This is a genomic window from Pseudomonas frederiksbergensis (assembly GCF_017114915.1).
GTDB classification, from domain to species: Bacteria; Pseudomonadota; Gammaproteobacteria; order Pseudomonadales; family Pseudomonadaceae; genus Aquipseudomonas; species Aquipseudomonas frederiksbergensis_I.
In genome coordinates this window covers 20400-46714 of the sequence record NZ_JAAUOE010000016.1, presented here as the reverse complement: position 1 = coordinate 46714, position 26315 = coordinate 20400, and the positions used below count along the sequence as shown (strand labels likewise).

General features: G+C 60.9%; 22 protein-coding genes. 5 read left to right on the top strand and 17 right to left on the bottom strand.

The window, feature by feature from the left end; translation table 11 throughout:
- Positions 1-213: 213 nt before the first annotated feature.
- Positions 214-1596 carry a carbohydrate porin gene (locus tag HCU66_RS13895; protein WP_205889028.1) on the top strand — a complete coding sequence of 461 codons (1383 nt, stop codon included), beginning with the start codon at positions 214-216 and terminating at the stop codon, positions 1594-1596.
- Between the two features lie 214 nt (positions 1597-1810).
- Complete coding sequence (locus HCU66_RS13890) at positions 1811-4219, top strand: glucose/quinate/shikimate family membrane-bound PQQ-dependent dehydrogenase (protein WP_205889027.1); 2409 nt, start codon at positions 1811-1813, stop codon at positions 4217-4219.
- Positions 4220-4298: 79 nt separating this feature from the next.
- Here the strand turns inward: HCU66_RS13890 and HCU66_RS13885 are convergent, their stop codons facing one another.
- Together HCU66_RS13885 and HCU66_RS13880 are read right to left on the bottom strand one after the other, a co-directional pair.
- Positions 4299-7370, bottom strand: coding sequence for an efflux RND transporter permease subunit (locus HCU66_RS13885; RefSeq protein ID WP_205889026.1), 3072 nt, complete (start codon positions 7368-7370; stop codon positions 4299-4301).
- 6 nt (positions 7371-7376) lie between these two features.
- Positions 7377-8477: an efflux RND transporter periplasmic adaptor subunit gene (locus HCU66_RS13880; RefSeq protein WP_205889025.1), complete on the bottom strand. Its 1101-nt coding sequence runs from the start codon at positions 8475-8477 to the stop codon at positions 7377-7379.
- A 93-nt stretch (positions 8478-8570) separates the two neighbouring features.
- On the opposite strand from HCU66_RS13880, the gene HCU66_RS13875 reads away from it, so the two are divergent.
- Positions 8571-9215, top strand: a complete 645-nt coding sequence (locus HCU66_RS13875) for a TetR/AcrR family transcriptional regulator (protein ID WP_205889024.1) — start codon at positions 8571-8573, stop codon at positions 9213-9215.
- 127 nt (positions 9216-9342) lie between these two features.
- On the opposite strand, the gene HCU66_RS13870 is transcribed toward HCU66_RS13875, so the two are convergent.
- Positions 9343-10125 (bottom strand): class I SAM-dependent methyltransferase, encoded by a 783-nt coding sequence (locus HCU66_RS13870; protein ID WP_241015490.1) that lies wholly within the window; start codon positions 10123-10125, stop codon positions 9343-9345.
- 93 nt (positions 10126-10218) lie between these two features.
- Between HCU66_RS13870 and HCU66_RS13865 the strand changes: the two genes are divergently transcribed.
- On the top strand, positions 10219-10839 hold the full coding sequence (locus HCU66_RS13865; protein WP_205889023.1) for an energy transducer TonB: 621 nt from the start codon (positions 10219-10221) through the stop codon (positions 10837-10839).
- 35 nt (positions 10840-10874) lie between these two features.
- Here the strand turns inward: HCU66_RS13865 and HCU66_RS13860 are convergent, their stop codons facing one another.
- From HCU66_RS13860 to ppc, 6 genes are all read right to left on the bottom strand, one after another.
- Complete coding sequence (locus HCU66_RS13860) at positions 10875-11696, bottom strand: isocitrate lyase/PEP mutase family protein (protein ID WP_205889022.1); 822 nt, start codon at positions 11694-11696, stop codon at positions 10875-10877.
- A 31-nt stretch (positions 11697-11727) separates the two neighbouring features.
- Complete coding sequence (locus HCU66_RS13855) at positions 11728-12588, bottom strand: DUF72 domain-containing protein (protein ID WP_205889021.1); 861 nt, start codon at positions 12586-12588, stop codon at positions 11728-11730.
- Positions 12588-12893: a hypothetical protein gene (locus HCU66_RS13850; protein ID WP_205889020.1), complete on the bottom strand. Its 306-nt coding sequence runs from the start codon at positions 12891-12893 to the stop codon at positions 12588-12590. The genes HCU66_RS13855 and HCU66_RS13850 overlap by 1 nt, the downstream gene beginning before the upstream one ends.
- Before the next feature lie 308 nt (positions 12894-13201).
- Positions 13202-13876, bottom strand: a complete 675-nt coding sequence (gene tsaB, locus HCU66_RS13845; protein WP_205889019.1) for a tRNA (adenosine(37)-N6)-threonylcarbamoyltransferase complex dimerization subunit type 1 TsaB — start codon at positions 13874-13876, stop codon at positions 13202-13204.
- A 94-nt stretch (positions 13877-13970) separates the two neighbouring features.
- Positions 13971-14618 (bottom strand): adenylate kinase, encoded by a 648-nt coding sequence (gene adk / locus HCU66_RS13840; protein ID WP_105344930.1) that lies wholly within the window; start codon positions 14616-14618, stop codon positions 13971-13973.
- Between the two features lie 300 nt (positions 14619-14918).
- Complete coding sequence (gene ppc / locus HCU66_RS13835; RefSeq protein WP_205889018.1) at positions 14919-17549, bottom strand: phosphoenolpyruvate carboxylase; 2631 nt, start codon at positions 17547-17549, stop codon at positions 14919-14921.
- A 219-nt stretch (positions 17550-17768) separates the two neighbouring features.
- Between ppc and HCU66_RS13830 the strand changes: the two genes are divergently transcribed.
- Entirely contained in the window at positions 17769-18113 is a 345-nt protein-coding gene (locus tag HCU66_RS13830) for a pilin assembly protein (protein ID WP_205889017.1), read from the top strand.
- Positions 18114-18182: 69 nt separating this feature from the next.
- On the opposite strand, the gene HCU66_RS13825 is transcribed toward HCU66_RS13830, so the two are convergent.
- From HCU66_RS13825 to HCU66_RS13790, 8 genes are all read right to left on the bottom strand, one after another.
- Positions 18183-18512 carry a PA3694 family proteiin gene (locus HCU66_RS13825; protein ID WP_205889016.1) on the bottom strand — a complete coding sequence of 110 codons (330 nt, stop codon included), beginning with the start codon at positions 18510-18512 and terminating at the stop codon, positions 18183-18185.
- Positions 18509-19423: an alpha/beta hydrolase gene (locus tag HCU66_RS13820; protein ID WP_205889015.1), complete on the bottom strand. Its 915-nt coding sequence runs from the start codon at positions 19421-19423 to the stop codon at positions 18509-18511. Before HCU66_RS13820 ends, HCU66_RS13825 begins: the two co-directional genes overlap by 4 nt.
- Positions 19424-19553: 130 nt before the next feature.
- Entirely contained in the window at positions 19554-20804 is a 1251-nt protein-coding gene (locus tag HCU66_RS13815) for a flavohemoglobin expression-modulating QEGLA motif protein (RefSeq protein ID WP_205889071.1), read from the bottom strand.
- Between the two features lie 63 nt (positions 20805-20867).
- Positions 20868-21422, bottom strand: coding sequence for a hypothetical protein (locus HCU66_RS13810; protein ID WP_205889014.1), 555 nt, complete (start codon positions 21420-21422; stop codon positions 20868-20870).
- A 78-nt stretch (positions 21423-21500) separates the two neighbouring features.
- The gene (locus HCU66_RS13805) at positions 21501-22217 is read right to left on the bottom strand and encodes a TetR/AcrR family transcriptional regulator (RefSeq protein WP_205889013.1); all 717 of its coding nucleotides are present in this window, start codon (positions 22215-22217) and stop codon (positions 21501-21503) included.
- A gap of 102 nt (positions 22218-22319) precedes the next feature.
- On the bottom strand, positions 22320-23822 hold the full coding sequence (gene lysS / locus HCU66_RS13800) for a lysine--tRNA ligase (protein WP_205889012.1): 1503 nt from the start codon (positions 23820-23822) through the stop codon (positions 22320-22322).
- Between the two features lie 100 nt (positions 23823-23922).
- Positions 23923-25018 (bottom strand): peptide chain release factor 2 gene (gene prfB / locus HCU66_RS13795; RefSeq protein ID WP_205889011.1). Its coding sequence is split into 2 segments (ribosomal slippage): positions 23923-24945 and positions 24947-25018, totalling 1095 coding nucleotides; the frame shifts between segments, so codons are not numbered across the junction.
- Positions 25019-25304: 286 nt separating this feature from the next.
- Positions 25305-26306, bottom strand: a complete 1002-nt coding sequence (locus tag HCU66_RS13790) for a diguanylate cyclase domain-containing protein (protein ID WP_205889010.1) — start codon at positions 26304-26306, stop codon at positions 25305-25307.
- Between the last annotated feature and the right edge of the window lie 9 nt (positions 26307-26315).

Here is a 26315-nt window from a genome sequence, read left to right as displayed (position 1 = left end):
TTCAGTCCGCCTTTTTGGCGCAACACTTCACCGCGGCGACCGGTCGCAGCCTACTGTTACCAAATCCGAAATGATCCATGTCAGCAAAAGCCCTTTCTCTCTGTGTTACAGAACATTATCCTTACGCCCGTCCAGCTGAAACGCTTCCGCCCCCGCTCCATTCCTGCTGCGTTCAGTTCACCCCCTCAAAAAAAGACCAAGAATTCCTTCTCTATGCCTGATGTTCAAACTTTGCGAGACAGCGCTGTCTTGCTCCGTGCGCCCCGTCGAAAAGCCCTGAACCTGATCGGTGGGTTCACCGCGTTTGGCCTCGCCACTTGCACCCAGGCCGCGCCAGCCTTCGATAGCGATTCGCCGTGGATGCTCGGTGACTGGAACGGCACGCGCACCGAACTTTCGGAAAAAGGCTACGACTTCAAAGTCGATTACACCGGTGAAATGGGCAGCAACCTGCACGGCGGCTACGACCATGACCGCACCGCGCGCTACAGCGACCAGTTCGCCTTGGGCACTCACCTGGACTTGCAGAAGATTCTCGGCTGGAACGACGCTGAATTTCAGCTGACCATCACCGAACGCAACGGCAACAACATCAGCAACGACCGGATCAACGACCCGCGTGTCGGCGGTTTCACGTCGGCTCAGGAAGTCTGGGGCCGCGGCCAGACCTGGCGCCTGACACAGATGTGGTATCAACAGAAATTCTTCGACCAGAAGCTCGACATCAAGGTCGGACGCTTTGGTGAAGGCGAAGACTTCAACAGCTTCCCCTGCGACTTCCAGAACCTGGCGTTCTGCGGCTCCCAGGTCGGGAACTGGGTCGGCGACATCTGGTACAACTGGCCAGTGAGCCAGTGGGCCATGCGCGTCAAATATCACCTGACGCCGGAGCTTTACGCGCAAGTCGGGGCTTACGAACAGAACCCGTCCAACCTCGATCGCGACAACGGCTTCAAGCTCAGCGGCAGCGGCACTCAGGGCGCGATTCTGCCGGTGGAACTGGTCTGGTCGCCAAAATTCAACGACCTGCCGGGTGAATACCGCGCCGGTTACTACTACAGCAATGCCAAGGCCGCTGATGTTTACAAGGATCGCAACGGCCAACCGGCGGCCCTGAGCGGCGAGGCCTACCGCAGTGCGTCGAGCAAGCATGGCGTGTGGCTCGGTATTCAGCAGCAACTGACCAGCCGCGCCAGCGACCACTCACGGGGCCTGAGTGTGTTCGCCAACGCCACGATGCATGACAAGAAGACCAACGCCATCGACAACTATGTCCAGGCCGGCGTCGTCTACAAAGGCCTGTTCGATGCCCGCGCCAAAGACGATATCGGCTTCGCCCTGGCCCGTGTCCACGTCAACCCGGCCTACCGCAAAAACGCCGAGGCGACCAATCAGGCTCGCGCCGTTCAGGATTTCGACGACCCGTCGTTCCTGCCCCCGCAAGACACCGAATACAGCAGCGAGCTCTATTACGGCGTGCACGTCGCCAACTGGCTGACCGTGCGCCCGAACCTGCAATACATCCGCCACCCCGGTGGCGTGGACAAGGTCGACGACGCGTTGATTGGCGGGATCAAGATCCAGTCGTCGTTCTAAGAATCACCACAAATCCCTGTAGGAGCGGGTTTGCCCGCGAAAGCGGTGTGTCAGGCGACATCAATGTTGACTGTACCGACGTCTTCGCGGGCAAGCCCGCTCCTACAGGGAATGCGGCGTCAAACCGTTTTTTATATGAACCATGCCCACGCCGGATCGTCATCTACAGTGACTACTGCGCGGGACTACTTGAAACGTCACGGAGAACCACACTATGAGCACTGATGGTGCTTTGAGTCGAAGCCGTCTGCTGCCGAGCCTGCTCGGTATCGTGCTTCTGCTAATGGGCTTGGCCTTGCTGGCCGGGGGAATCAAGCTGAGCATGCTCGGCGGCTCGCTGTATTACCTGCTGGCCGGTATCGGCCTGATGGTGGCCGGGGGGTTGCTGCTGGCCGACCGCTACGTAGCGCTGAGCGTTTACGCGGTGGTGCTGTTCGCCAGTACCGTCTGGGCACTGTGGGAAGTCGGTCTGGACTGGTGGCAACTGGTGCCACGTCTGGCGCTGCTCTTTACCCTCGGCATCGTCATGCTGCTGCCATGGTTTCGTCGCCCGTTGCGTCGCGGAGACTTCAACCCGGTCGGTACCGGTGTGCTGAGCGCTGCCGTGGTCATCACCGGTATCGCCGCGCTGGCCAGCCTGTTCACCAACCCCGGTGAAATCAAAGGCGAACTGGATCGTGACGCCGTACCTGGCATGAGCAACACCGCCCCGGCCATGCCCGATGGCGACTGGAACTCCTACGGCCGCAGCGCCCATGGCGATCGTTACTCGCCACTGGCGCAAATCACGCCGCAGAACGTCAGCAAACTGGTTCCTGCGTGGACCTACCGCACCGGCGACCTGCCGGGGCCGAACGACCCGGGTGAAACCACCGCCGAAAACACCCCGCTCAAAGCCAACGGCATGCTCTATGTCTGCACGCCGCACAGCCAGGTGATTGCGCTGGACCCGGACACCGGCAAGGAACTCTGGCGTTTCGATCCGAAGCTCTCCACGCAGAATGCGGCGAACTTCAAGGGTTGGGCGCACATGACCTGCCGTGGCGTGACCTATCACGATGACGCCGCCTACGCGTCCGAGCAGAGCCCGACCGGCACTGCCAATGCGCCAGTGACCAGCGTCTGCCCTCGCCGGATCTTCCTGCCGACCGCCGACACCCGCCTGATCGCCCTGAACGCCGACACCGGCAAAATGTGCGAAGACTTCGGCAACGGAGGCCAGGTCGACCTGACCGCCAACATCGGCGGCTTCACGGCTGGCGGTTACTACTCCACTTCGCCACCGGCGGTCACCAAAGACCTGGTGGTGATTGGCGGTCACGTCACCGACAACGTCTCCACCGACGAACCAAGTGGCGTGATCCGCGCGTTCGACGTGCACACCGGCAAACTGGTGTGGAACTGGGACAGCGGCAACCCGGACGACACCACGCCGATTGCCGAAGGCAAGGTCTACACCCGCAACTCGCCGAACATGTGGTCCATCTTCAGCGTCGACGAAAAACTCGGCATGATCTACCTGCCGATGGGCAACCAGACGCCTGACCAGTTCGGTGGCTTCCGCACCCCGGAATCGGAACTGCACGCCGCCGGCCTGACTGCGCTGGACATCGCCACCGGTAAGGTGCGCTGGCACTTCCAGTTCACCCACCATGACCTGTGGGACATGGACGTGGGTGGCCAGCCAACCCTGATGGACCTGAAAACCGCGGACGGTGTGAAACCGGCGGTGCTCGCGTCCACCAAGCAAGGCAGCATCTACGTGCTGGACCGCAGCAACGGCAAACCGATTGTGCCGATCAAGGAAATTCCGGTGCCGCAAGGCGCAGTGGAAGGCGATTACACGTCGCCGACCCAGCCGATGTCCGACCTGAACTTCGTGCCGCCGACCCTCAAGGAACGCGACATGTGGGGCGTGACCCCGTTCGATCAGATGCTGTGCCGGATCGACTTCAAATCCCTGCGTTACGACGGCATGTTCACGCCGCCGTCGCTGCAAGGCTCGATCGTTTATCCGGGTAACTTCGGCGTGTTCGACTGGGGCGGTATGTCGGTTGACCCGGTGCGTCAGATTGCTTTCGTGAACCCGAGCTACATGGCGTTCAAATCGAAACTGATCCCGGCCGCCGAGATCGCCAAACAAGGCCCAAGGGTGAGCGAAACCGAAGGCGTGCAGCCCAACAAAGGCGCGCCATACGGGGTGATCCTTGAAGCGCTGCTGTCGCCAATGGGCCTGCCGTGCCAGGCGCCGGCCTGGGGCTACGTGGCGGCGGTCGATTTGACCACCAACAAAACCATCTGGATGCACAAGAACGGCACCGTGCGCGACAGCTCGCCGGTTCCGATTCCCCTGAGCATGGGCGTTCCCAGCCTGGGCGGCACCTTCACCACCGCCGGTGGCGTAGCCTTCCTGAGCGGCACCCTCGACCAGTACCTGCGCGCCTACGACGTGAAAAACGGCAAACAGCTGTGGGAAGGCCGCCTGCCAGCCGGCGCGCAAACCACGCCGATGACCTACACCGGTAAAGACGGCAAGCAATACGTGCTCGTCGTTGCCGGCGGTCATGGCTCGCTGGGCACCAAGCAAGGTGACTATGTGATTGCGTACAAACTGTCGGAATAAGCGGTAGCGGCGGTTAAGACAAAGGCGACTCCTGTGAGGGAGTCGCCTTTTTTGTGCTCGAGTGTTTCAGGCCGACAAGTCAGGCGGGGTCTTTTTTCACCCGGAACCACGCCGCATACAACGCCGGCAAGAACAGCAGCGTCAACGCCGTCGCCACAATCAGCCCGCCCATGATCGCCACCGCCATCGGCCCGAAAAACACACTGCGCGACAATGGAATCATCGCCAGCACGGCCGCCAGCGCGGTCAACACAATCGGCCGGAAACGTCGCACCGTCGCCTCGATGATCGCCTGCCAAGGCTTGAGCCCGGCAGCGATGTCCTGCTCGATCTGATCCACCAGAATCACCGAGTTACGCATGATCATCCCGGACAACGCGATGGTCCCGAGCATGGCGACGAAGCCGAACGGCTGACGGAACACCATCAGGAACAGCGTCACGCCGATCAATCCCAGTGGCGCCGTCAGAAACACCATCACCGTGCGTGAGAAACTGCGCAGTTGCAGCATCAGCAACGTCAGCACCACCACGATGAACAACGGCACCCCGGCCTTCACCGAGTTCTGCCCACGGGCCGAGTCTTCCACGGTACCGCCGACGTCCAGCAGGTAGCCGTCCGGCAGTTCAGCGCGGATCGGATCGAGGGTCGGCATGATTTGCTGCACCAGTGTCGCCGGCTGTTCCTTGCCGTAGATGTCGGCGCGAACCGTCACGTTGGGCAGGCGGTTACGGTGCCAGATAATGCCTTCTTCAAAGCCGTATTCCAGCGTTGCGATCTGCGACAGGGCCACGCTGCGATTGTTATCAGTCGGCACGGCCAGGCTCGGCAGCAACGCCAGTTCGGTACGCTCATGCACCGTGCCGCGCAGCAGGATCTCGATCAATTCGTTGTCTTCGCGGTACTGGCTGACACTGGCACCGGTCAGCGAGCTTCGCAGGAAACCCGAGAGGTTCGCCGTGCTCACGCCCAGTGCCCGCGCACGGTCCTGATCGACGTTCAGGTACACGACTTTGCTCGGTTCTTCCCAGTCCAGATGCACGTTGGCCACGTGTGGGTTCTCGCGAACCTTGGCCGCGACTTTACGCGCCAGGGCGCGGACGTCCGCAATGTGTTCACCGGTGACCCGGAACTGCACCGGATAACCAACCGGCGGGCCATTCTCCAGCCGCGTGACCCGCGAGCGCAGGGCCGGGAATTGTTCGTTGAGGGTTTCGATCAGCCAGGTGCGCAGGGTTTCGCGGTCTTCGATGGTTTTGGCCAGGACGACAAACTGCGCGAAGCTCGCTGCAGGCAATTGTTGATCCAGCGGCAGGTAGAACCGCGGCGAACCGGTGCCAACATACGCCACGTAGTTGTCGATCCCGGCGTGATCCTTGAGCAGGCCTTCGAGGCGTTTGACCTCTTCGGCGGTGTTGCTCAAAGACGCCCCTTCGGCCAGTTTCAGATCGACCATCAACTCCAGCCGCCCCGAAGCCGGGAAGAACTGCTGCGGCACGAAACGGAACAGCACCACGGAGGCGACGAACATCACGATGGTCAGGACGATCACCGTTTTGCGCCGACGCACGCACCACTCCACCAGCCGTCTGACACGCAGATAGAACGGTGTGCCATAAGGGTCGGGTTGGCCGTCGCCGGTGCCGTGTTTGGCGGCGTGAATTTTCGCCAGGTCCGGCAGGAGTTTTTCCCCCAGATAAGGCACAAAGACCACAGCAGCCACCCACGACGCCAGCAGCGCGATGGTCACTACCTGGAAGATCGAGCGGGTGTATTCGCCGGTGCCCGATTGCGCGGTGGCAATCGGCAGGAAGCCGGCCGCGGTGATCAGCGTACCGGTGAGCATCGGGAACGCGGTGCTGGTCCAGGCATAGCTGGCAGCCTTCACCCGGTCGAAGCCCTGCTCCATTTTGATCGCCATCATTTCCACGGCGATGATCGCGTCGTCCACCAGCAGGCCCAGCGCCAGCACCAGCGCGCCGAGGGAAATCTTGTGCAGGCCTATCCCTAAGTAATACATGCAGGCGAAGGTCATCGCCAACACCAGCGGAATCGCCAGCGCCACCACCATGCCGGTGCGCACGCCGAGGGAGAAGAAGCTCACCAGCAACACAATCGCCAGGGCCTCCACCAGCACCTGAACGAACTCGCCAACACCGGTTTTCACCGCGGCGGGTTGATCGGACACTTTGCGCAACTGCATGCCGGCCGGAAGGTTTTCCTGGATCCGGGCGAACTCGATTTCCAGCGCCTTGCCCAGTATCAGAATATCGCCGCCTTCCTTCATGGCCACGGCCAGACCGATGGCGTCTTCAGCCATGAAACGCATGCGCGGCGCCGGTGGATCGTTGAAACCGCGACGAACGTTCGCCACATCACCAATGCGGAATGTGCGATCAGCGACGCGGATCGGGAAGTTCTTGATCTCGTCGACCGTCTGAAAATTCCCCGAGACCCGTAGCTGCAAACGCTCGCTGGTGGTTTCGAAGAAACCTGCGGTGGACATCGCGTTCTGTTCTTCAAGGGCCTGCTGCACCACCGCCAACGGCAAGCCGAGGGTAGCCAGTTTGACGTTGGAGAGTTCGATCCAGATCTTCTCGTCCTGCAGCCCGAGCAGGTCGACCTTGCCCACATCCTTGACCCGTTGCAGCTGAATCTGGATGCGGTCGGCGTAATCCTTGAGCACCGCGTAATCAAATCCGTCACCGGTCAGGGCGTAGATGTTGCCGAAGGTGGTGCCGAATTCATCGTTGAAAAACGGCCCCTGAATGCCCGGTGGCAGGGTATGGCGGATGTCGCTGATTTTTTTCCGGACCTGATACCAGAGCTCCGGGATTTCCACCGAGTGCATGGAGTCCCGAGCCATGAATGTCACCTGGGACTCGCCCGGGCGGGAGAACGAGGTGATCCGTTCGTACTCGCCGGTTTCCATCAGTTTTTTTTCGATACGCTCGGTGACCTGGCGCGACACTTCCTCGGCCGTGGCTCCCGGCCAGTTGGTGCGAATCACCATGGCCTTGAAGGTGAACGGCGGGTCTTCGCTTTGGCCGAGCTTGGTGTAAGACAACGCACCGACGACGGCCAGCAAGAGCATCAGGAACAGGACGATCTGGCGGTTACGCAGCGCCCATTCGGAAAGATTGAAACCCATCGGGGATTACTCCTTGTGCGCCAGATTGACCACGCGGTTGGAGCGATCCACCGGGCGCACTTGTTGCCCGTCGTGAAGCACATGCACACCGGCGGCCACCACCCAGTCGCTGGCGTTCAGGCCTTCGAGCACCGGCACGGTTTTCTCGCTGAATGCACCGACCCGCACCGGGGCTTTTTTCAAGGTGTTGTTGGCGCCCACCACCCATACGTAAGTGGCACCGTTTTCTGCGGTGAGCGCCGACAGCGGTACCGACAACGGCACCACTTCGGCGGTCTGGATGAACACCCGGGCACTCTGGCCGAGTTCGGCGGGAACCTTGCCGGCGGTAAACGCGATACGGGCGGCGAAGGTGCGGGATTTCGGATCAGCGGCCGGCGACAACTCGCGGATGCGCCCGGGGAAACGTTGATCGGGCTGGGTCCAGAGTTCCACCGAGACCGGCTGCCCGACCTTGAAGCGGCCGAAGCTCTGTTCCGGCAGGCTGATCAACACTTCACGCTCGCCATCGGTGGCGAGGGTAAATACGATTTGCCCGGCCGCCACCACTTGCCCGACCTCAACCGCACGCTTGGCCACCACGCCATCCTGTGGCGCGCGCAGCACCGCGTAACTGGCCTGATTGGTCGAGACGTTGAATTCGGCTTTGATTTGCTTGAGGCGGGCCTCACCGGAGCGGTAGAGGTTTTCCGCGTTGTCGTACTGTGAACGGCTGACCATCTGCCGTTCCATCAGGGTCTTGTAGCGATCACGCTCGGCGCGCACCAGGTTCAGATTGGCTTCGGCAGCCGCGACCTGGGCACGGGTGGCTTCCAGTTGCAGACGCACGTCCTGCGGATCGAGTTCCGCCAGAGGCTGATCGGCCTTGACCCGTTGCCCCTCTTCGACCAGTCGTCGGCTGACTTTGCCGCCGATGCGAAAGGCCAGGTCCGGCTCATAGCGCGCGCGAACTTCACCGGGATAACTTTCCATTGCCTGGGCCGAAGGCTCTGGCTGCACGACCATGGCCGGGCGGACGGTGACTTGAGGCGCCTCTTCGTGGCCACACGCAGACAATAAAAAAGCCAGACTGACCGGCAACGCGAGGGACAAGGCATGGCGGAACATGGTGAACGACCTTTCGCTAATGGTGCTTGGAATATTTATACTGACCAGTATGTTATTAATAGCAAACTCACCAGTCCAGTATTAAAGCGAAAAATGTCTGACAATCTTTCAACTCCCAGCGGTCCGGGCCGCCCCAAGGATCTGGCCAAACGCCAGGCTATCCTCAACGCGGCGAAAATTCTGTTTCTGAGTAAGGGCTACGCCAGTACCAGCATGGATGCCGTGGCAACTGAGGCCGGTGTGTCGAAGCTGACGGTCTACAGCCATTTCACCGACAAGGAGACGTTGTTCTCCGCCGCCGTGGTGGCCAAATGCGAGGAACAACTGCCACCACTGTTTTTTGAATTGCCGGACGGCATTGCGGTGGAAACCGTGCTGCTGAACATTGCGCGTGGCTTTCATCAACTGATCAACAGTGACGAATCGGTGAACCTGCACCGGCTGATGATGACCCTGGGCAGCCAGGACCCGAAACTCTCGCAGATCTTCTTCGAGGCCGGGCCGGAACGCATGTTGCACGGCATGGAGCGGTTGCTGGGCAAGATCGATCAGAGCGGCGTGTTGAGCATCGATAAACCACGCAATGCCGCCGAACATTTCTTCTGCCTGCTCAAGGGCGCGGGGAATTTCCGCTTGCTGTATGGCTGCGGCGAACCGGTGACCGGGGATGCGGCCGAAGCCCATGTGCGGGAAGTGGTGGAGTTGTTTATGCGGGCTTATCGGCCAGAGTCGGCCTGATAGATAGTGATGATCGTTCCCACGCTCTGCGTGGAAATGCAGCCCGGGACGCAGAGCGTCCCAGAAGCGGACGCAGAGCGTCCATTGAGGCATTCCCACGCAGAGCGTGGGAACGATCAGTCTCGACTCAAGGCTTCAACGCCTTCTTCGGATAAATGTCATACCGGCTGGATTTGCCATCCAGCGCGTGGCTCGGCTTGGGCCCGTCAATGCACGGCGCCTTGCGCGGGCGCTTGACCACTACCCGGTGACTGGCCAGGGCCAACGCCGCTTCGAGCAGGGCCGGGGCATCCGGGTCATCGCCGACCAGCGGTCGGAACAGGCGCATTTCCTTCTTCACCAATGCGGTTTTCTCGCGATGGGGAAACATCGGGTCGAGGTAGATCACCTGCGGCGGCTCGCCTTCCCAGTTGCGCATCACCTCGATCGAATTGCCCTTGAGCAAATGCATCCGCGCCACGATCGGCGCCACGTCGAAGTCTTCCGCGCCGCGCGCCAGGCCATCTTCAAGCAAGGCGCCGATCAAAGGCTGACGCTCAATCAGGCTCATCTCGCAGCCCAGGCTGGCCAGCACGAACGCGTCCTTGCCCAACCCCGCCGTGGCGTCCAGCACCCGCGGGCGCACGCCCTGGGCGATACCGACCGCCTTGGCGATCATCTGACCGCTGCCGCCACCGTACAACCGACGATGGGCCGCGCCACCCTCGACGAAGTCCACCCGCACCGGCCCCGGTGCGTCCGGCCCCAGCTGTTGCAACTGCAACCCCTGCTCGCCCACCTGCAAGGCGAACTCGCCATCCTCCACCTGCAACGGCAACCCCAGGCGCTCGGCCCATTGCTCGGCCTGTGGCTGGAAAGTCGCGCCCAAGGCCTCGACATGGATGCGGCAGGCCGCAGGTTGCTCAATCATGGGAAAACACGCTCAAAAAATTAATGATCGGCAAAAACGGCCGATAACCCAACTATCGAGCATTTTGCCAGAGCTGAGCGTCGACCGAGAGAAATGTCAGGCATTGAACGCACATCGATAGGTTACATCTCGCCCCACGGCGATTTTGGCCTGCGAAATTCCCAAGCACTGAGTGGCGTCAGTCACCTGTGGCAGGATTTTTTTGCCCAGGCCCTGGCCGATCAGTCGGGCGATGTGGTGCCAGCGTCTCTCAACTTTCCGCCGGTCGATCTCGACAGCCCGGTCGAACCGACCGTCGGCAGTGAGCTGTTGGCGCACATCGTTTCCCAGCGCGAATGTGATGTGAAAGAAACCGTAGTCCGCCCGCCGGAACCACTGTTCCTGCCGATTGCCGAGTTCGAAATGGACCTGGCCGACAAACCGTTCCCGCCGTTCCCGCCGGAAGAAATCGTCGCGCAACAGAAACAACAAGACTTCGAAAGCGGCTGGGTTCGCCCGATCGTGCTCACCGCCGGTCAACCGCTGCCAGCCCTTGGCACCGCACCGCAACCGCGTCCGCTGCACTTGCCGATCGCCGAGTTCGAACTCGACCTGCTGGACAAGCCGTTTCCGCCGTTCTCACCGCAAGAACTGGTGGAACAACAGAAACAACTCGACTTCGATAACGGCTGGGCGCGCCCGATCGTGCTGCAAAACCTGCGCATCGCCGCATAACCTCTCAGCGGCCCAGCCACCACGGCCCGACCTCGTCAGCCTTTGAACAATTGATTGGCCTTCTGGAACGGCATCGACCGGGAAGTGAAGCCGAAGGTCCCGTGCTGCTGGATTTCCTCGGCGGCACGGAAGAATTCGCCATACGCCGCCAGGGCCAGGGCCGAACCGACGCTGATGCGTTTGACGCCCATTTCACTCAACTGCTCGACCGTCAGTTTAAGCCCGCCGGACATCAGTACATTGACCGGTTTCGGCGCCACGGCGCGGACCACCGCCAAGACCTCTTCAGCACTGCGCAAGCCTGGCGCGTAAAGCACATCGGCCCCCGCCTCGGCGAAGGCCTGTAAACGGCGAATGGTATCGTCGAGGTCCGGATTGCCATGCAGATAGTTCTCGGCACGGGCCGTCAGCACAAAGGGAAAAGGCAAGCTGCGAGCCGCTGCGACGGCCGCTTCGATGCGCGCGACGGCATGTTCGAAACAGTAGATCGGACCGTCTTCACGCCCTGTGGCATCTTCGATCGAACCACCAACGGCACCCGCTTGAGCTGCGCGCAAAATGCTGTGTGCGCACTCGGCGGGATCGTCAGCGAAACCGTTTTCCAGATCGACCGCGACAGGCAGATCGGTTGCCGCGACAATCGCCCGAACGTTCGCCAAGGTATCGTCGAGCGTCAACCCACCGTCGGGACGCCCCTGGGAAAAGGCATAACCGGCGCTGGTGGTCGCCAGTGCCTCGAAGCCAAGGCTGGCGAGCATTTTCGCCGAGCCGGCGTCCCACGGGTTGGGAATGACAAATACGCCCTCGCGTTCGTGCAGTGCTTTGAACGCCTGGGCTCGAAGGGTTTGCGCATCCATTGGCAGACTCCTGAAAAAGGGAAAACCCGCTTCAGAGCAAGCCAAGTTGCTCGGCGGCGGGTTCTCTGTATAGCTCAGGCAGCGGTGGCAGGCCAGGCAAACGCAGCATCAGTTTGGCGTGAAAACGTTGTGCCAGTCTTGCCGCCAGCAGGTTATCGGCGGTGTGCAGGAAGATATAGGGCGTGCGACCCTCTTCGATCCAGACCGCGATTTTCTCGACCCACGGCACCAGGAACGGATCGTTGGCTTCCAGGTCCGGATGGCCAATGAAACGCACCTGCGGAAACTGAGTGAACGCCGCGGGGCGAGGCGGCACCCTGGGCTTTTTCGATTGGGCGTGGAGTACCGAAGGGTCGGTCGAGGTGCAGCTGAACAGCGCGCGCGGATCGAGGCAGATGCGCTCGACGCCACGATCCAGCAGCAGACGATTGAGCATTCGCTCGGCATCGCCCTTGGCAAAGAACTCGTCATGCCGCACTTCGACCGCCAAGGGCCGGTCCACGGCGTCGATAAAACCGGCCAGCTCCGACAGTCGTTGCGGGGTGAAGCTTTTGGACAATTGCAGCCAGAGAGGTGAAACCCGTTCACCCAGAGGGCTGAGCAATTGCAGGAAGGTCTCGACGGCGGTCAGTTGTTCGCGCAGGTCGCCACTGTGGCTGATGTCGCCGGGAAACTTGGCAGTGAAGCGAAAGTGTGCGGGCATGGTCTCGGCCCAGCGCTGCACGGTGGCGGCAGCCGGGCTCGCGTAGAAGGTCGTATTGCCTTCCACGGCGTTGAACACTTGAGAATAAAGATCAAGAAACTCGGTGGGCCTGGCGTCCTGTGGATACAAGTAGTCACGCCAGGCGTTTTCGCTCCAGGACGGGCAGCCGAGGTAATAAGGCAGCCGCATCAGATGTACAGGTCGAGACCCAGTACATCCGCATCCCAATCGACAAAAGTGGCGGTACTCAGGTAACTGGCCAGTGCCATCGCCACGCTTTTGCTCATGGCGCGGTGATAAATCATGTCTTGTTGACGCGCGGGGAGATTGCTCAGGCGTTGCGCGCAGGCTTTGGCAGCACGGGCGGCCAATTGCTCTTCGGTAGGGAATTCCAGCTCGCCGTCGATATCGACGCAGGCGTCCTCAGACACATGGCCTTTGCGGGGCTTGCGCTTGATCGGGTAGGACTGAGAGGAAACGCCGTCTATACGCATAAGTGTATGCTCGGTATCAGTGATGGCAGTTTAGTGGCGCTCAGGCCACTTCGCAAACCGCCGAGTGATAACTAGAACACAGAAAATGGAAAAGGTTTAAAAGCGGCGGATAAAACTGATGATTGGCTGGAGCTGAAATGCTGATTGTGGCGAGGGGGCTTGCCCCCGTTCGGCTGCGAAGCAGTCGCAAGTCAGCCGATGCGGTGCATCAGGGGGAATGTGGTGGTTGTTTTTGGGGCCGCTTCGCGACCCAACGGGGGCAAGCCCCCTCGCCACAGAAGGCCCTGTTGGCACAAGGACAACCGGGATCAACGCGCTTTCGGCGTCGCCACTTTATCGCGCAGATACACCGGCTGCGCTTCATCGGCCATGATCGCTTCACCGCGTTCCCAGGCGAAACGCGCCAGGGTCAGCAGGTCTTCGGCGTGGGGCAGCATGCCCGCGTCCTGCCCGCTCAAGCTGACGGCAATGCGCTCGGCATACCCCCAACCGGTGCCCGCGCCGAACCATTCGCCGCTGGCATCGGCCGGCAACGCGGCGGCTTCGGGTGGCAATACCGCTTCGTTGCCCACCAGTCGCATCTCCCCCGCCGTTTCGCGGTAGCAACCCCAATACACTTCATCCATGCGCGCATCGATGGCCGCCGCGACCTGGCTGGCGCCGTGTTCGCGATAGGCCCGCTGGGCGAGTACGGCGAGATTGGAGACCGGCAACACTGGACGGTCCAGCGCAAACGCCAGGCCCTGTACCACGCCGATGGCGATTCGCACACCGGTGAACGCGCCCGGTCCACGACCGAACGCAATGGCATCGACCGCTTGCAGGGTGGTCCCGGCATCGGCCAGCAGTTGCTGAATCATCGGCAGCAGCTTCTGCGCATGCAGGCGCGGGATCACCTCGTAATGGCTCGTGACTTTGCCGTCATGCAGCAAGGCAACGGAGCAAGCTTCGGTCGCGGTGTCCAGGGCCAGCAAGGTGCTCATCGATGTTTCCGTAACAAGAGGTCAGAAAAAGTGCGCCAGTATAAACAACTACGGCCCGCAAGCGGGCCGTAGAAGAGGAAGCCGATCAGACTTTTCAGCTCAGTGCTTCAAGCACCTTGCCGGTAATCGCTTCTACCGAGCCAACACCTGGGATATGGCTATATTTCGGCTTGCCCTTGTCAGCGGCCAGGCCCTGGTAGAACTCCACCAGTGGTTTGGTCTGGGAGTGGTAGACCGACAGGCGATGACGCACGGTTTCTTCGGTGTCGTCCTTGCGCTGCACCAGCTCTTCGCCGGTGATGTCGTCTTTGCCAGCGATTTTCGGCGGGTTGTAGACGGTGTGGTACACGCGGCCGCTGGCCTCGTGAACGCGACGACCGGCGATACGCTGAACGATTTCTTCGTCATCGACGGCGATTTCGACCACGTTGTCCAGTTCCACGCCAGCCTCTACCAGCGCTTCAGCTTGCGGAATGGTGCGCGGGAAACCGTCGAACAGAAAACCCTTGGCACAGTCAGGCTGCGCGATACGGTCCTTGACCAGGGCGATGATCAGGTCGTCGGAGACCAGACCGCCGGCATCCATGATGCTCTTGGCTTTGACGCCCAGCTCGGTGCCGGCTTTGACAGCAGCACGCAGCATGTCGCCGGTAGAGATTTGCGGAATGCCGAATTTTTCGGTGATGAACTTAGCCTGAGTACCTTTACCGGCCCCGGGAGCTCCCAGCAGAATGACGCGCATTAGATGTGCTCCTCAATTTTTTATTTAGAAACTCAAACAAAACAGTGGATTCGCCCCGTGGGGCCAATCTCAAAAAAAGGGTCGTGACCGCCCAAACGGCCAAAGGCTGATCAAGATACACAGCCGTCCCTGCCCACACAAGCCGCCGAAAGTCGGAGAAACCTGCGCCTGACGAGCCCCTGCGAAGGGGTACCCCAAGTCGCAACCCCATCATTAACTGTCGCGTGACAGACCTTTTCGACCGCTCGCCGGCAGGCACCCGACGCTCGCGCCGGGTGCCTGTTCCCCACGACGAAAACCTTAGCCGGTATTTCGCAAACCGGCGGCAATCCCCGCCACAGACACCAGCAATGCCTGTTCTACCGGGCTGCCCTGGGCTTCGTCCTGTTGCCGCGAACGGGCCAACAGCTCGGCCTGCAACAGATGCAGCGGGTCGAGGTAGGTGTTGCGCAGGCGGATGAATTCAAGGGTATCTGGGCTATGTGCCAGTAGCTGCGACTGACCGGTCAACCCCAGGACTACCGAACAGGCCTGCGACAATAGGTCGCGTAAATGCGCACCCAAAGGGAGCAGATCCGGCTCGACCAGACGCTCATCGTAAGACTGGGCGATATCGGCGTCGGCCTTGGCCAGCACCATTTCCAGCATGTCGATGCGGGTACGGAAGAACGGCCATTGCTCGCGCATCTGCCCCAGCAACACGCCTTCGCCGCGCTCCAGCGCCTTGCTCAGCGCCGTTTCCCAGCCGAGCCAGGCCGGCAGCATCAGGCGCGTCTGGGTCCAGCCGAAGATCCACGGAATGGCGCGCAGACTTTCGATCCCGCCGGCGCGGCGCTTGGCCGGGCGGCTGCCCAACGGCAAACGCCCCAACTCCTGCTCCGGGGTGGACTGGCGGAAATACTCGACAAACTGCGGATTTTCCCGCACCACGGCGCGGTAAGCCTTGACGCCGTCGGCGGCCAGTTCGTCCATCAGATGGCGCCAGGCAGGCTCAGGCGGTGGTGGCGGCAGCAAGGTCGCTTCCAGCACCGCCGCCAGGTACAGATTGAGGTTCTGCTCGGCGATGTCCGGCAGGCCGAATTTGAAACGAATCATTTCCCCCTGCTCGGTGGTGCGGAATCGCCCCGCCACCGACCCTGGCGGCTGCGACAGAATCGCCGCGTGCGCCGGACCGCCGCCACGGCCCACGGTGCCGCCGCGACCATGGAACAACAGCAGTTCCACTTGCTGCTCCCGGCAAATATCCACCAGGCGCTCCTGCGCCCGATACTGCGCCCAGGCCGCCGCCGTGGTGCCGGCGTCCTTGGCCGAGTCGGAATAGCCGATCATCACTTCCTGTGGCCCTTGCAGGCGCGAGCGATAGCCCGGCAGCAGCAACAGTTTTTCGATCACCGGGCCCGCGTTGTCGAGGTCGGCGAGGGTTTCGAACAGCGGTACCACGCGCATCGGTCGCAACACACCGGACTCTTTGAGCAGCAATTGCACGGCCAGCACGTCGGAAGCGGCACCAGCCATGGAAATCACATAAGAACCGAGGGAAGCCCCCGGTGCCGCGGCGATTTCCCGACACGTCGCCAATACTTCGGCGGTGTCGGCAGACGGCTTGAAGTAGGCCGGCAGCAACGGCCGGCGATTGCTCAGTTCACGCATCAGAAAGGCGATGCGCTCCTCTTCGCTCCAGTCTTCATAACGGCCAAGACCGAGGTAATCGGTGATTTCGGTCATGGCCGCGGTGTGGCGCGAGGAGTCCTGTCGCACATCCAGGCGCACCAGAAACAGCCCGAACGTCACCGCGCGACGCAGACAATCGAGCAGCGGGCCGTCGGCGATGACGCCCATGCCGCATTCATGCAGCGAGTGGTAGCACAGCTCCAGCGGGTCCAGCAGGTCGCGGTTGTTTTGCAGCACATCGGCGGACGCCGGCGTGGTTGCCGTCAGGGAGGCGTGGGCCCAGTTACGGGTCGCGCGCAGGCGTTCGCGCAATTGTTTGAGTACCGCGCGGTAAGGCTCGGCGCTGTCGCCAGCCTTGGCTTTGAGGGCGTCGCTGGCCTGCTGCATCGACAGCTCGGCGGCGAGGTGATCGACATCGCGCACGTACAAATCGGCGGCCATCCAGCGCGCCAGCAGCAGCACTTCGCGGGTCACGGCGGCGGTGACGTTGGGGTTGCCGTCGCGGTCGCCGCCCATCCACGAGGCAAAGCGAATCGGTGCGGCCTCCAATGGCAGGTGCAGGCCGGTGGCGGCATGCAGGGCTTGATCGGCCTTGCGCAAATAGTTGGGAATCGCCTGCCACAGTGAATGCTCGATCACCGCAAAGCCCCATTTGGCTTCGTCCACCGGCGTCGGGCGGGTGCGGCGAATTTCTTCGGTGTGCCAGGCTTCGGCGATTAGCCGCTGCAGCTTCGTCTTGATCTGCTCGCGCTCGGCAGTCGTCAGGTCGCGATGATCCTGAGCGGCCAGTTGCGCGGCGATCGCATCGTACTTCTGGATCAGTGTGCGGCGCGCCACTTCGGTGGGGTGCGCCGTCAACACCAGCTCAATTTCCACTCGGCTCAATTGCCGGGCCAGGGATTCGGCGTCATGGCCCGCCGTCAGCAGGCGAGCGAGCAGCTCCGGCAACACCCGGGCCTCGAATGGCGCGGGTTGCGACTCTTCGCGGCGGTGAATCAACTGATATTGCTCGGCGATATTGGCCAGGTTGAGGAACTGGTTGAACGCCCGCGCCACCGGCAGCAATTCGTCTTCGCTCAACTGGTTGAGGCTGGCGCTGAGTTCGGCATCCATCGAACCGCGACGGTCGGCCTTGGCGCCTTTGCGGATTTGCTCGATCTTGTCGATAAAGCCGTCTCCATACTGCTCGCCAATGGTATTGCCCAACAGTTCACCCAACAGGTGAACGTCCTCGCGCAAGCGTGCATCTATATCAGTCATCAGCAGTTCTCCAGCGAAAATCCGGGCGGCTATGCTTTGGTATAAGAGGCTTTGAATAGAGAGTGCCGTTGTAAAGCGGTTCTTACAAGTAAACGAAGGGGGGGACTGCAAACCCCAAACGTTGCAGCTAATCTCAACTTCAAGCCGTACAACGGCTTACACCGGCCACCGCCGGACACTCACCCGGCCTGCCACGAGCAGGTGCGCAATGAGGTCATTATGAAAATCCGCGAACTCGCCAAGCACTGGGAAGAAAACGCCAAGGGTCGCCTGACCGACTCCGGCTACACGATTCGTCTGGACGTGGAAGCCGCCGCACGGCTGGCGGCGATTATCGACATGTACCCCAAACGGCACCCTGAAGAACTGCTCGGAGAATTGATCGGCGCCGCTCTGGAAGAGCTCGAAGCGAGCTTTCCGTATGTGAAAGGGCCAACGGTGGTCGCCACCGACGAAGAAGGCGATCCGCTGTACGAAGACATCGGCCCGACCCCGCGTTTTCTCGCCTTGTCCCGTCGTCATTTGCATGATTTGGCGGCCGATAACGACAAGCAAAAACACTGATTGCCACGTCATTAAAGCCCCGCCTGAGTGGATCAGGCGAGGCATTTTCTATGCCGTCCTACGGGATGTTTATTGTTCGAGTTTTTGCGGGGTTTCCTGGCCCATGCAGCGCACGGCTTTTTTCTTGTTGTTGACCAGTACGCCGGTCAGGCCTTTCTGTTCGGTGTCAAACATCACCAGCACGCCATCGATGCACTGGGCCACTTGCGCGGCCGGTTCCAGAGAGACTTTGTAGTCTTCGCCCGGCACGGTCTTGAGCATGGTGAAGTCGCTGAGCAGCAGCGCATCCTCGGGTTTGGCGAAGTGCAGGTAGCCGTACCACCACAAGGCACCGACGGTGCCGAGGATGCTGCAAATACCGGTGATGATCAGCGGGATGGCGTTACGTTCTTCACTCATTGCGGACTCTCTGGTGGTTCATCTTCAGAATTCGGGGGTGCGGGGTAATTCGGGACCTCAGCCAGGCGGCGCAGGCCGTTGAAATGCTGCGGATCTTCAAGATAGCGCAGCATGACTTTTCGCCAGACCGGGTCGGCAAAGGTTTGCACATGACCGCCCCGGGTCAATTGCAGCACCCGCGGCGGCGGCGCAGCTTGATACAGGCGGATGCCGTTGGAAAGGGGCACCAGCGGATCATCGATACTGTGATAGATCAGTTTCGGTACGCCGTTGAGCCGGGTCATGGAATGGATCGCACTGTCGCCGTCCGGCACCAGCCAGGACAACGGCACCTGGAACGGCCAGGTCATCCAGGATGTACTCAGGGCGAAACGCCCGACATCGCGGTAACTGGCCGGCACGCCATCGAGCACGAACGCCTTGAGTTGCCGCTGGCGCTCGGGATGCTGAGCCAGGTAATGCACGGCCATCGAACCGCCAAGGCTCTGGCCGAGGAGGATCAGCGGCTTGCCCTTGACCTGCGGCGCCTGATCGAGCCATTTGAAGGCGGCGTCGATGTCCTGATAAATCGCCGGCAACGCCGGTTTGCCTTCGGACAACCCGTACCCGCGATAGTCCACCAGCAACACCTGATAGCCCTGCTCCGGCAACCACCAGGTCGCGCCCAGATGCCACGCCAGATTGCCGCCGTTGCCGTGCAGATGCAGCACCGTGCCTTTGACTTCGACGCCTTGTTTGGCCGGCAGCCACCAGCCATGCAGCTTGAGGCCGTCGGCAGTGGTCAGGATGACGTCGCGATAGTCGAGTTTGGCTTTTGCCGGAGTGAACGGCTGGCCGGGCTCGGGGTAGAACAGCAAAGAGCCGCAACCGCCGAGGGTCAGGAGCAGGCAGATGATGGCGAGGATTCTCATCCGGTGAAGCCTCAATGTGAGTGATCGTTCCCATGCTCCGCGTGGGAATGCATACCCTGACGCTCTGCGTCACCGTGGACGCGGAGCGTCCATGGCGGCATTCCCACGCAGAACGTGGGAACGATCTGAATCAAAGGATGTTGGAGTAATCCGCCTCGATCCGGTCCAGGCTCAGGTGGTTGAGGAAGTTGGAGAAGCACATCCACGCCGACAGCGCATTCATGTCGCGGAATTGCTCGGGCAGGTACTTGGGCGGCACCACCAGGCCTTCGTCCACCAATTGGCGCAAGGTCCGCATGTCTTCCAGCGTGGTCTTGCCGCAAAACAACAGCGGTATCTGCTCCAGCTTGCCTTTGCGCACGGCCAACTGAATGTAGTTGTAAATCATGATGAAGCCCTTGAGGTAGGACAAGTCTTTGGTAAATGGCAGACCGGTGGGCACCGAGCCGCGGAACACGCGACTGGCGTTGCCGTAGCTCTCGGCCATTTCAAAGCCTTGCTCCCGGAAGAACTCGAAGATCTGCAAGAAGTCCGCGCCCTCCTCCACCATGTGAATGGCGCGGGTGCGGTTGGTCAGTTTGCGCAGGCGGCTTGGGTAGGAGGCGAACGTGATGATTTCCATCAGGATCGCCAGCCCTTCCTGAGTCACGGTGGACGACGGCGGGCCCTTGGACAGGAAGGTGCAGATCGGCTGATTCAGGCCGTTGAGCGTGGTGCCCACATGCACCAGCCCTTCATGGACTTCCAGCGCACGCACGTCGCGGTTGTTGAACATCGCGTCGGTGCGGATCTTGATGTAATCGGCGCCGGCCGCCGCATCGGCGACGATCCCGTCGGACTCGAACACCCGAATGGTTTCCTCGTTTTCGCCAAACACCTTGTTCAACCGATGTTGCAGCAGGTCGACGGCTTCCTTGGCGGTAAGGACTTTGGGTTCGTCCTTGAGGTCGCCACGGCCGGCGATGTTGTTCAGGTAATCGGAGAGCATCAGCCCCAGATCAGCCAAGGTTGGGTCGCCGGCGTGAAACGCATCGGACGCCGCGCCGTACAACTCTTGGGAAATCAGCCCGAAATCCTCGGTGCCACGGGCTTCGAGCATGCGGATCACCATGCGGTATTCCTTGCACATACGACGCATGATCTGCCCGACCGGGTTGAACTGGCCGAGTTGGCGGGTGATGTCGCGCTCGATGTTCTGGAATTCCAGCTTCACTTTGCTGGAGTCGAACGCCAGCGGTCGATTGAGGTAGTAGTCGCGGTCCACGGCCGGCATTTCCTTGCCCTTGCCTTTGAGGAACCCTTTGCGAATGCTGTCATCCCACTTGACCGCATCCAGAACGCGAATCGGCGTCTGCGCCAGCACAATGCGATCGGACAGCATGCGTATCGTCTGCTGGTATTCGTCCACCCGAAACTCCTGTAGTAAAACCGTTACGTGCTGGGTTTATTTGGTTTTGGCCAGGCGCTGATAGCGCACCGCTTCAACGAAGACATCGGAATTGGCCGGGTCGTCGAGGTAGGCGAACACCTGATCCAGGCTGTTGTTGATCAACATTCCGTCGCCGTCGTCGGTCTGGAAGCCTTCGCCACTGAGGGCTTCTTGCCCCATGGCCTGTTTGATCTGCTCGAGGTCGAGGTTGTAGACCACCAGTTCGTGCTTATCGTTGAGCTCGAAACCGGCGATGGTGAAGTTCCCGCCGAACTGCGCCGGCACCTTCGCCGACAGGTACCAGCGATTGCCGTGGCGCGACACCGTGAAGGGATAGGCTTCGCGCTCATGGGGTTTGGCCTTGAAGTAGCTGACCGCCTGATAGCGGTTGTCGCCGATGCGTGTCAGTTCCAGGTTCATCGGCTCGCCCCAGGCGTTGGTGCTGGTCCAGTTGCCGAGCAATCCCTTGGGCGCGGGCTCGCTGGCGGGCAGCGGCTCCTTGAAGGTCACCAGGCAGCCACTGAGCAGCAGGAACGACAAGGCGATCACAACGACACGCCAGGCTTTCATTCAACACTCCCTATGAACACTCTTCGCCTCATGATCGTTCCCACGATCTGCGTGGGAACGATCAGTTACGATCAGTTGCTACACCGACGCCAGTACCAAGTGCATGTAGCGGGTCAGGATGCCGAGCATTTCCTCTTCGCCAGCAGGCTCGGCGTCGTTGAGCAGGCCCTGATATTCCATCCGTCCGATAATAGCCGTCAACACTTTGGCATCCTGCTGTGGCTCTCGGGAACCCAATACCTGGAAAAGCTGGCAAGTCCCCTGCAAGAGAATCTGCTGATGGGAGCGCACCAACTCCGCCAGACGCGGGTTCAACAGCGCTTCCTGACGGAACGCCTGCTCGGCCATCAAGTGTTCGCGACGGTTGACCAATTGCCGGTGAACATAGTCCGTCATCAGCCGCGCAATATCGTCCGCCAGTTGCGAGCGCGACTCAGGGCTGCCGTCGCCACTGATCACCATCTCACGCAATAAGCCTTCGTTGTTGACCCACAGCTTGGCCATATACGCCGCGCTGCGCTCCACGTATTGCGCAAAGGTATCGGTGAGCAGGTCATCGATGTCCTTGAAATAGTAGGTGGTGGCCGACAGCGGCACACAGGCCTCGGCGGCCACCGCACGGTGACGCACGGCCCGCACGCCATCGCGCACGACAATGCGCATCGCCGCGTCGAGAATGTCCTGTCGACGCTGTTCGCTGCCCTGTCGGCTGGCCTTGCGGCCCTGGTACTGAACACTTTCAGCGACCGCAGTGGCGATATCCGCTGCACCTTCTTGAGCAATTGCACGATTCACGACAGGTATTCCTCTCTAACGTCAAAAGTAACCAATTGATACGTTTGTACCAGACAGGCAATAAAAAGCCGCCTGTTATCGGCGGCTTTTTAGTTGAAACACTTACGCTTGCGGACGCATGTGCGGGAACAGGATCACGTCGCGGATCGACGGTGAGTTGGTCAGCAACATCACCAGGCGATCGATGCCGATCCCTTCGCCGGCGGTCGGCGGCATGCCGTACTCCAGCGCGCGAACGAAATCGGCGTCGTAGTGCATGGCTTCGTCATCACCGGCGTCCTTGTCGGCCACCTGCGCCATGAAACGCTCGGCCTGGTCTTCCGCGTCGTTCAACTCGGAGTAGGCGTTGGCGATTTCGCGGCCACCGATGAACAGCTCGAAACGGTCGGTGACGTTCGGGTTCTCGTCGTTACGACGGGCCAGCGGCGACACTTCGAACGGGTACTGGGTGATGAAGTGCGGCTGTTCCAGCTTGTGCTCGACCAGTTCTTCGAAAATCATCACCTGCAGCTTGCCCAGACCTTCGAAGCCCAGCACCTTGGCGCCGGCTTTCTTGGCGATGGCGCGGGCCTTGTCGATGTCGTTCAGGTCATCGGCCGTCAGGTCCGGGTTGTACTTGAGGATCGAGTCGAACACCGACAGACGCACGAACGGTTCGCCGAAGTGGAACACCTTGTCGCCGTAAGGCACGTCGGTGCTGCCCAGAACCAGCTGCGCCAGCTCGCGGAACAGTTCCTCGGTCAGGTCCATGTTGTCTTCGTAGTCAGCGTGGGCCTGGTAGAACTCGAGCATGGTGAACTCGGGGTTGTGCCGGGTCGAAACGCCTTCGTTACGGAAGTTGCGGTTGATTTCGAAGACTTTCTCGAAGCCGCCGACAACCAAACGCTTGAGGTACAGCTCCGGCGCGATACGCAGAAACATCTGCATGTCCAGCGCGTTGTGGTGAGTTTCGAACGGCTTGGCCGCCGCGCCACCCGGAATGGTTTGCAGCATCGGCGTTTCCACTTCCAGGAAGTCACGCTTCATCAGGAAGCTGCGGATGTGCGCAATCACTTGCGAACGCACGCGGAAGGTCTGGCGCACGTCGTCATTGACGATCAGGTCGACGTAGCGCTGGCGGTAACGCTGCTCGGTGTCGGACAGGCCGTGGTGCTTGTCCGGCAGCGGGCGCAGGGATTTGGTCAGCAGGCGCACGTTGGTCATTTCAACGTACAGGTCGCCCTTGCCGGAACGGGCCAGGGTGCCTTCGGCGGCAATGATGTCGCCCAGGTCCCAGGTTTTCACCGCGGCCAGGGTTTCTTCGGACAGGGTTTTACGGTTGACGTAAACCTGGATGCGCCCGGACATGTCCTGGATCACCATGAACGAGCCACGGTTGAGCATGAGACGACCGGCAACCTTGACCGGGATCGCAGCCTCTGCCAGCTCTTCCTTGGTCTTGTCCGCGTACTGCTTCTGCAAGTCTTCGCAGTAAGCGTCGCGGCGGAAGTCGTTGGGGAAGGCCTGGCCCTTGGCGCGCTCGGCAGCAAGCTTTTCCTTGCGCAGGGCGATCAGGGAGTTTTCTTCCTGTTGCAGGGCTTGCGGGTCGAGTTGTAGGTCGCTCATGTCTTTAAATATTCCATCAGGTTCGTTGCCCCCGGCATTCGCCGGGGTTCGCGGGCAAGCCTCGCTCCTACAAGATCGCGGTGACCTTGTAGTGCGGGCCTTAAAGCCCTTGTTTCAGGCTGGCCACCAGGTATTCGTCGATGTCGCCGTCGAGCACCTTGTCGCAGTCGCTGCGTTCGATGTTGGTGCGCAGATCCTTGATCCGCGAGGCATCGAGTACGTACGAACGGATCTGGTGACCCCAGCCGATGTCCGACTTGGTGTCTTCCAGAGCCTGGGAAGCGGCATTGCGTTTCTGCACTTCCTGCTCGTACAAGCGCGCCCGCAACATTTTCATCGCGGTGTCTTTGTTGGCGTGCTGGGAGCGTTCGTTCTGGCAGCTGACCACGGTGTTGGTCGGTACGTGGGTAATCCGTACGGCCGAATCGGTGGTGTTTACGTGCTGACCACCGGCACCGGAGGAGCGGTAGGTGTCGATGCGCAGGTCCGACGGGTTGATGTCGATTTCGATGTTGTCATCGATTTCCGGCGACACGAACACGGCCGAGAACGAGGTGTGGCGACGGTTGCCGGAGTCGAACGGGCTCTTGCGCACCAGACGGTGCACGCCGATTTCGGTACGCAGCCAGCCAAAAGCGTATTCACCCTTGATGTGCACGGTCGCGCCTTTGATACCGGCGACTTCACCGGCCGACAGTTCCATGATGGTCGCGTCGAAACCGCGTTTGTCCGCCCAGCGCAGGTACATGCGCAGCAGGATGTTGGCCCAGTCCTGGGCTTCGGTACCGCCGGAGCCGGCCTGGATGTCCAGGTAGGCGTTGTTCTGATCCATCTCACCGCTGAACATGCGACGGAATTCAAGCTTCTCGAGGGCTTCGCGCAGGCGCTCCACCTCAAGGGCCACGTCGTCGACGGCGGCCTGGTCTTCTTCCTCGGCAGACATCAACAGCAGGTCCTTGGCATCGGCCAGACCGCTGGACATTTCATCGAGGGTTTCCACGATCTGGGCCAGCTGCGAACGCTCGCGACCCAGGTTCTGAGCGTACTCAGGGTTGTTCCAGACACTCGGATCTTCAAGCTCGCGATTGACTTCAGTCAGACGCTCATGCTTTTGATCGTAGTCAAAGATACCCCCGAATAGTTTCGGAGCGCTCGGACAGGTCCTTGATACTGTTAAGGATCGGGTTGATTTCCATGGCGGGCAGCACTCGTTGGCGAACTTTTGAAAGCCGGCGAGTATAACGTAATCACGCTGTCACGGCAGCCCGCCTGGCGGCTTTAGCGGCGAATGGTTTACGGAATAATAACGCTGGTGGCCCGTAGCAGCTGCCGAGCCCGCGAGGCTGCGTTCGAGGACGCAGTCCTCGCCAATCCTGTGTACGCGGTTTGCCTGAATGACCGCGTTGCCTGATTTTACGACCGCTGCGCGGCCGAACGCAGCCTCGCGGGCTCGGCAGCTGCTACAGCGCTACGGTCAAAGCCTTACTCAATCCCCACCTGATTACGCCCATTGTTCTTCGCCAGGTACAGCCCCTTGTCCGCCGCCGAGATCAATTGCCGGCAATCGCTGCCCGGCTGCGGGGTCATGGTCGACAGGCCGATGCTGATGGTCAGGCACGAACCTTCGGTCGGGAAAATGTGCGGGATCTTCAACCCGGCCACGGTCTGGCGCAGTTTTTCCGCCACCAGCCGCGCACCGATCGGCGAGGTGTTGGGCAAGACCAGGACGAACTCTTCGCCGCCGTAACGGGCCGGCAGGTCCGAGGGCCTGGCGCTGGCGTCGCGAATCGCCGTGGCGACTTTGCGCAGGGCTTCATCGCCTTCAAGGTGGCCAAAGCTGTCATTGAAGGACTTGAAGTAGTCGACATCGATCATCAACAGCGACAGTTGCGTCTGGTCACGCAGCGAGCGTCGCCATTCCAGTTCCAGGTATTCGTCGAAATGCCGGCGGTTCGACAGCCCGGTCAGGCCGTCGGAGTTCATCAAGCGTTGCAGCACCAGGTTGGTGTCGAGCAACTGCTGCTGGCTGACCCGCAGCGCGCGGTACGCCGCGTCACGCTGCAGCAGGGTCATGTAGGAACGCGAGTGATAACGGATGCGCGCCACCAGTTCGATGTTGTCCGGCAGTTTGACCAGGTAATCGTTGGCCCCGGCGGCAAACGCCGCGCTCTTGATCAGCGGATCTTCCTTGGTCGACAGGACAATGATCGGAATATCCTTGGTCGCCGGATGATTACGGTATTCGCGCACCAGGCTCAGGCCGTCGAGGCCGGGCATGACCAGGTCCTGCAGGATCACCGTCGGCTTGATGCGCACCGCGTGGGCGATGGCCTGGTGCGGGTCGGCGCAGAAATGGAAGTCGATGTTGTCTTCGCTCGACAGACCACGGCGCACCGCTTCGCCGATCATCGCCTGATCGTCCACCAGCAACACCATGGCGGCGTTTTCGTCGGTTTTGAAGTCGTCGAGCTGTAATTCATTCATGTGCGGTCA

Coding starts and splice junctions, on each gene's coding strand:
- adk (WP_105344930.1), bottom strand. CDS start 14,618: ATGCGCGTCATTCTGCTGGGAGCTCCCGGGGCCGGTAAAGGTACTCAG.
- HCU66_RS13895 (WP_205889028.1), top strand. CDS start 214: ATGCCTGATGTTCAAACTTTGCGAGACAGCGCTGTCTTGCTCCGTGCG.
- HCU66_RS13880 (WP_205889025.1), bottom strand. CDS start 8,477: ATGTTCCGCCATGCCTTGTCCCTCGCGTTGCCGGTCAGTCTGGCTTTT.
- HCU66_RS13825 (WP_205889016.1), bottom strand. CDS start 18,512: ATGAGTGAAGAACGTAACGCCATCCCGCTGATCATCACCGGTATTTGC.
- HCU66_RS13875 (WP_205889024.1), top strand. CDS start 8,571: ATGTCTGACAATCTTTCAACTCCCAGCGGTCCGGGCCGCCCCAAGGAT.
- HCU66_RS13870 (WP_241015490.1), bottom strand. CDS start 10,125: ATGATTGAGCAACCTGCGGCCTGCCGCATCCATGTCGAGGCCTTGGGC.
- ppc (WP_205889018.1), bottom strand. CDS start 17,549: ATGACTGATATAGATGCACGCTTGCGCGAGGACGTTCACCTGTTGGGT.
- HCU66_RS13885 (WP_205889026.1), bottom strand. CDS start 7,370: ATGGGTTTCAATCTTTCCGAATGGGCGCTGCGTAACCGCCAGATCGTC.
- HCU66_RS13820 (WP_205889015.1), bottom strand. CDS start 19,423: ATGAGAATCCTCGCCATCATCTGCCTGCTCCTGACCCTCGGCGGTTGC.
- HCU66_RS13810 (WP_205889014.1), bottom strand. CDS start 21,422: ATGAAAGCCTGGCGTGTCGTTGTGATCGCCTTGTCGTTCCTGCTGCTC.
- HCU66_RS13830 (WP_205889017.1), top strand. CDS start 17,769: ATGAAAATCCGCGAACTCGCCAAGCACTGGGAAGAAAACGCCAAGGGT.
- HCU66_RS13850 (WP_205889020.1), bottom strand. CDS start 12,893: ATGCGTATAGACGGCGTTTCCTCTCAGTCCTACCCGATCAAGCGCAAG.
- HCU66_RS13815 (WP_205889071.1), bottom strand. CDS start 20,804: ATGCTGTCCGATCGCATTGTGCTGGCGCAGACGCCGATTCGCGTTCTG.
- HCU66_RS13865 (WP_205889023.1), top strand. CDS start 10,219: ATGTCAGGCATTGAACGCACATCGATAGGTTACATCTCGCCCCACGGC.
- lysS (WP_205889012.1), bottom strand. CDS start 23,822: ATGAGCGACCTACAACTCGACCCGCAAGCCCTGCAACAGGAAGAAAAC.
- HCU66_RS13790 (WP_205889010.1), bottom strand. CDS start 26,306: ATGAATGAATTACAGCTCGACGACTTCAAAACCGACGAAAACGCCGCC.
- HCU66_RS13890 (WP_205889027.1), top strand. CDS start 1,811: ATGAGCACTGATGGTGCTTTGAGTCGAAGCCGTCTGCTGCCGAGCCTG.
- HCU66_RS13860 (WP_205889022.1), bottom strand. CDS start 11,696: ATGGATGCGCAAACCCTTCGAGCCCAGGCGTTCAAAGCACTGCACGAA.
- HCU66_RS13855 (WP_205889021.1), bottom strand. CDS start 12,588: ATGCGGCTGCCTTATTACCTCGGCTGCCCGTCCTGGAGCGAAAACGCC.
- tsaB (WP_205889019.1), bottom strand. CDS start 13,876: ATGAGCACCTTGCTGGCCCTGGACACCGCGACCGAAGCTTGCTCCGTT.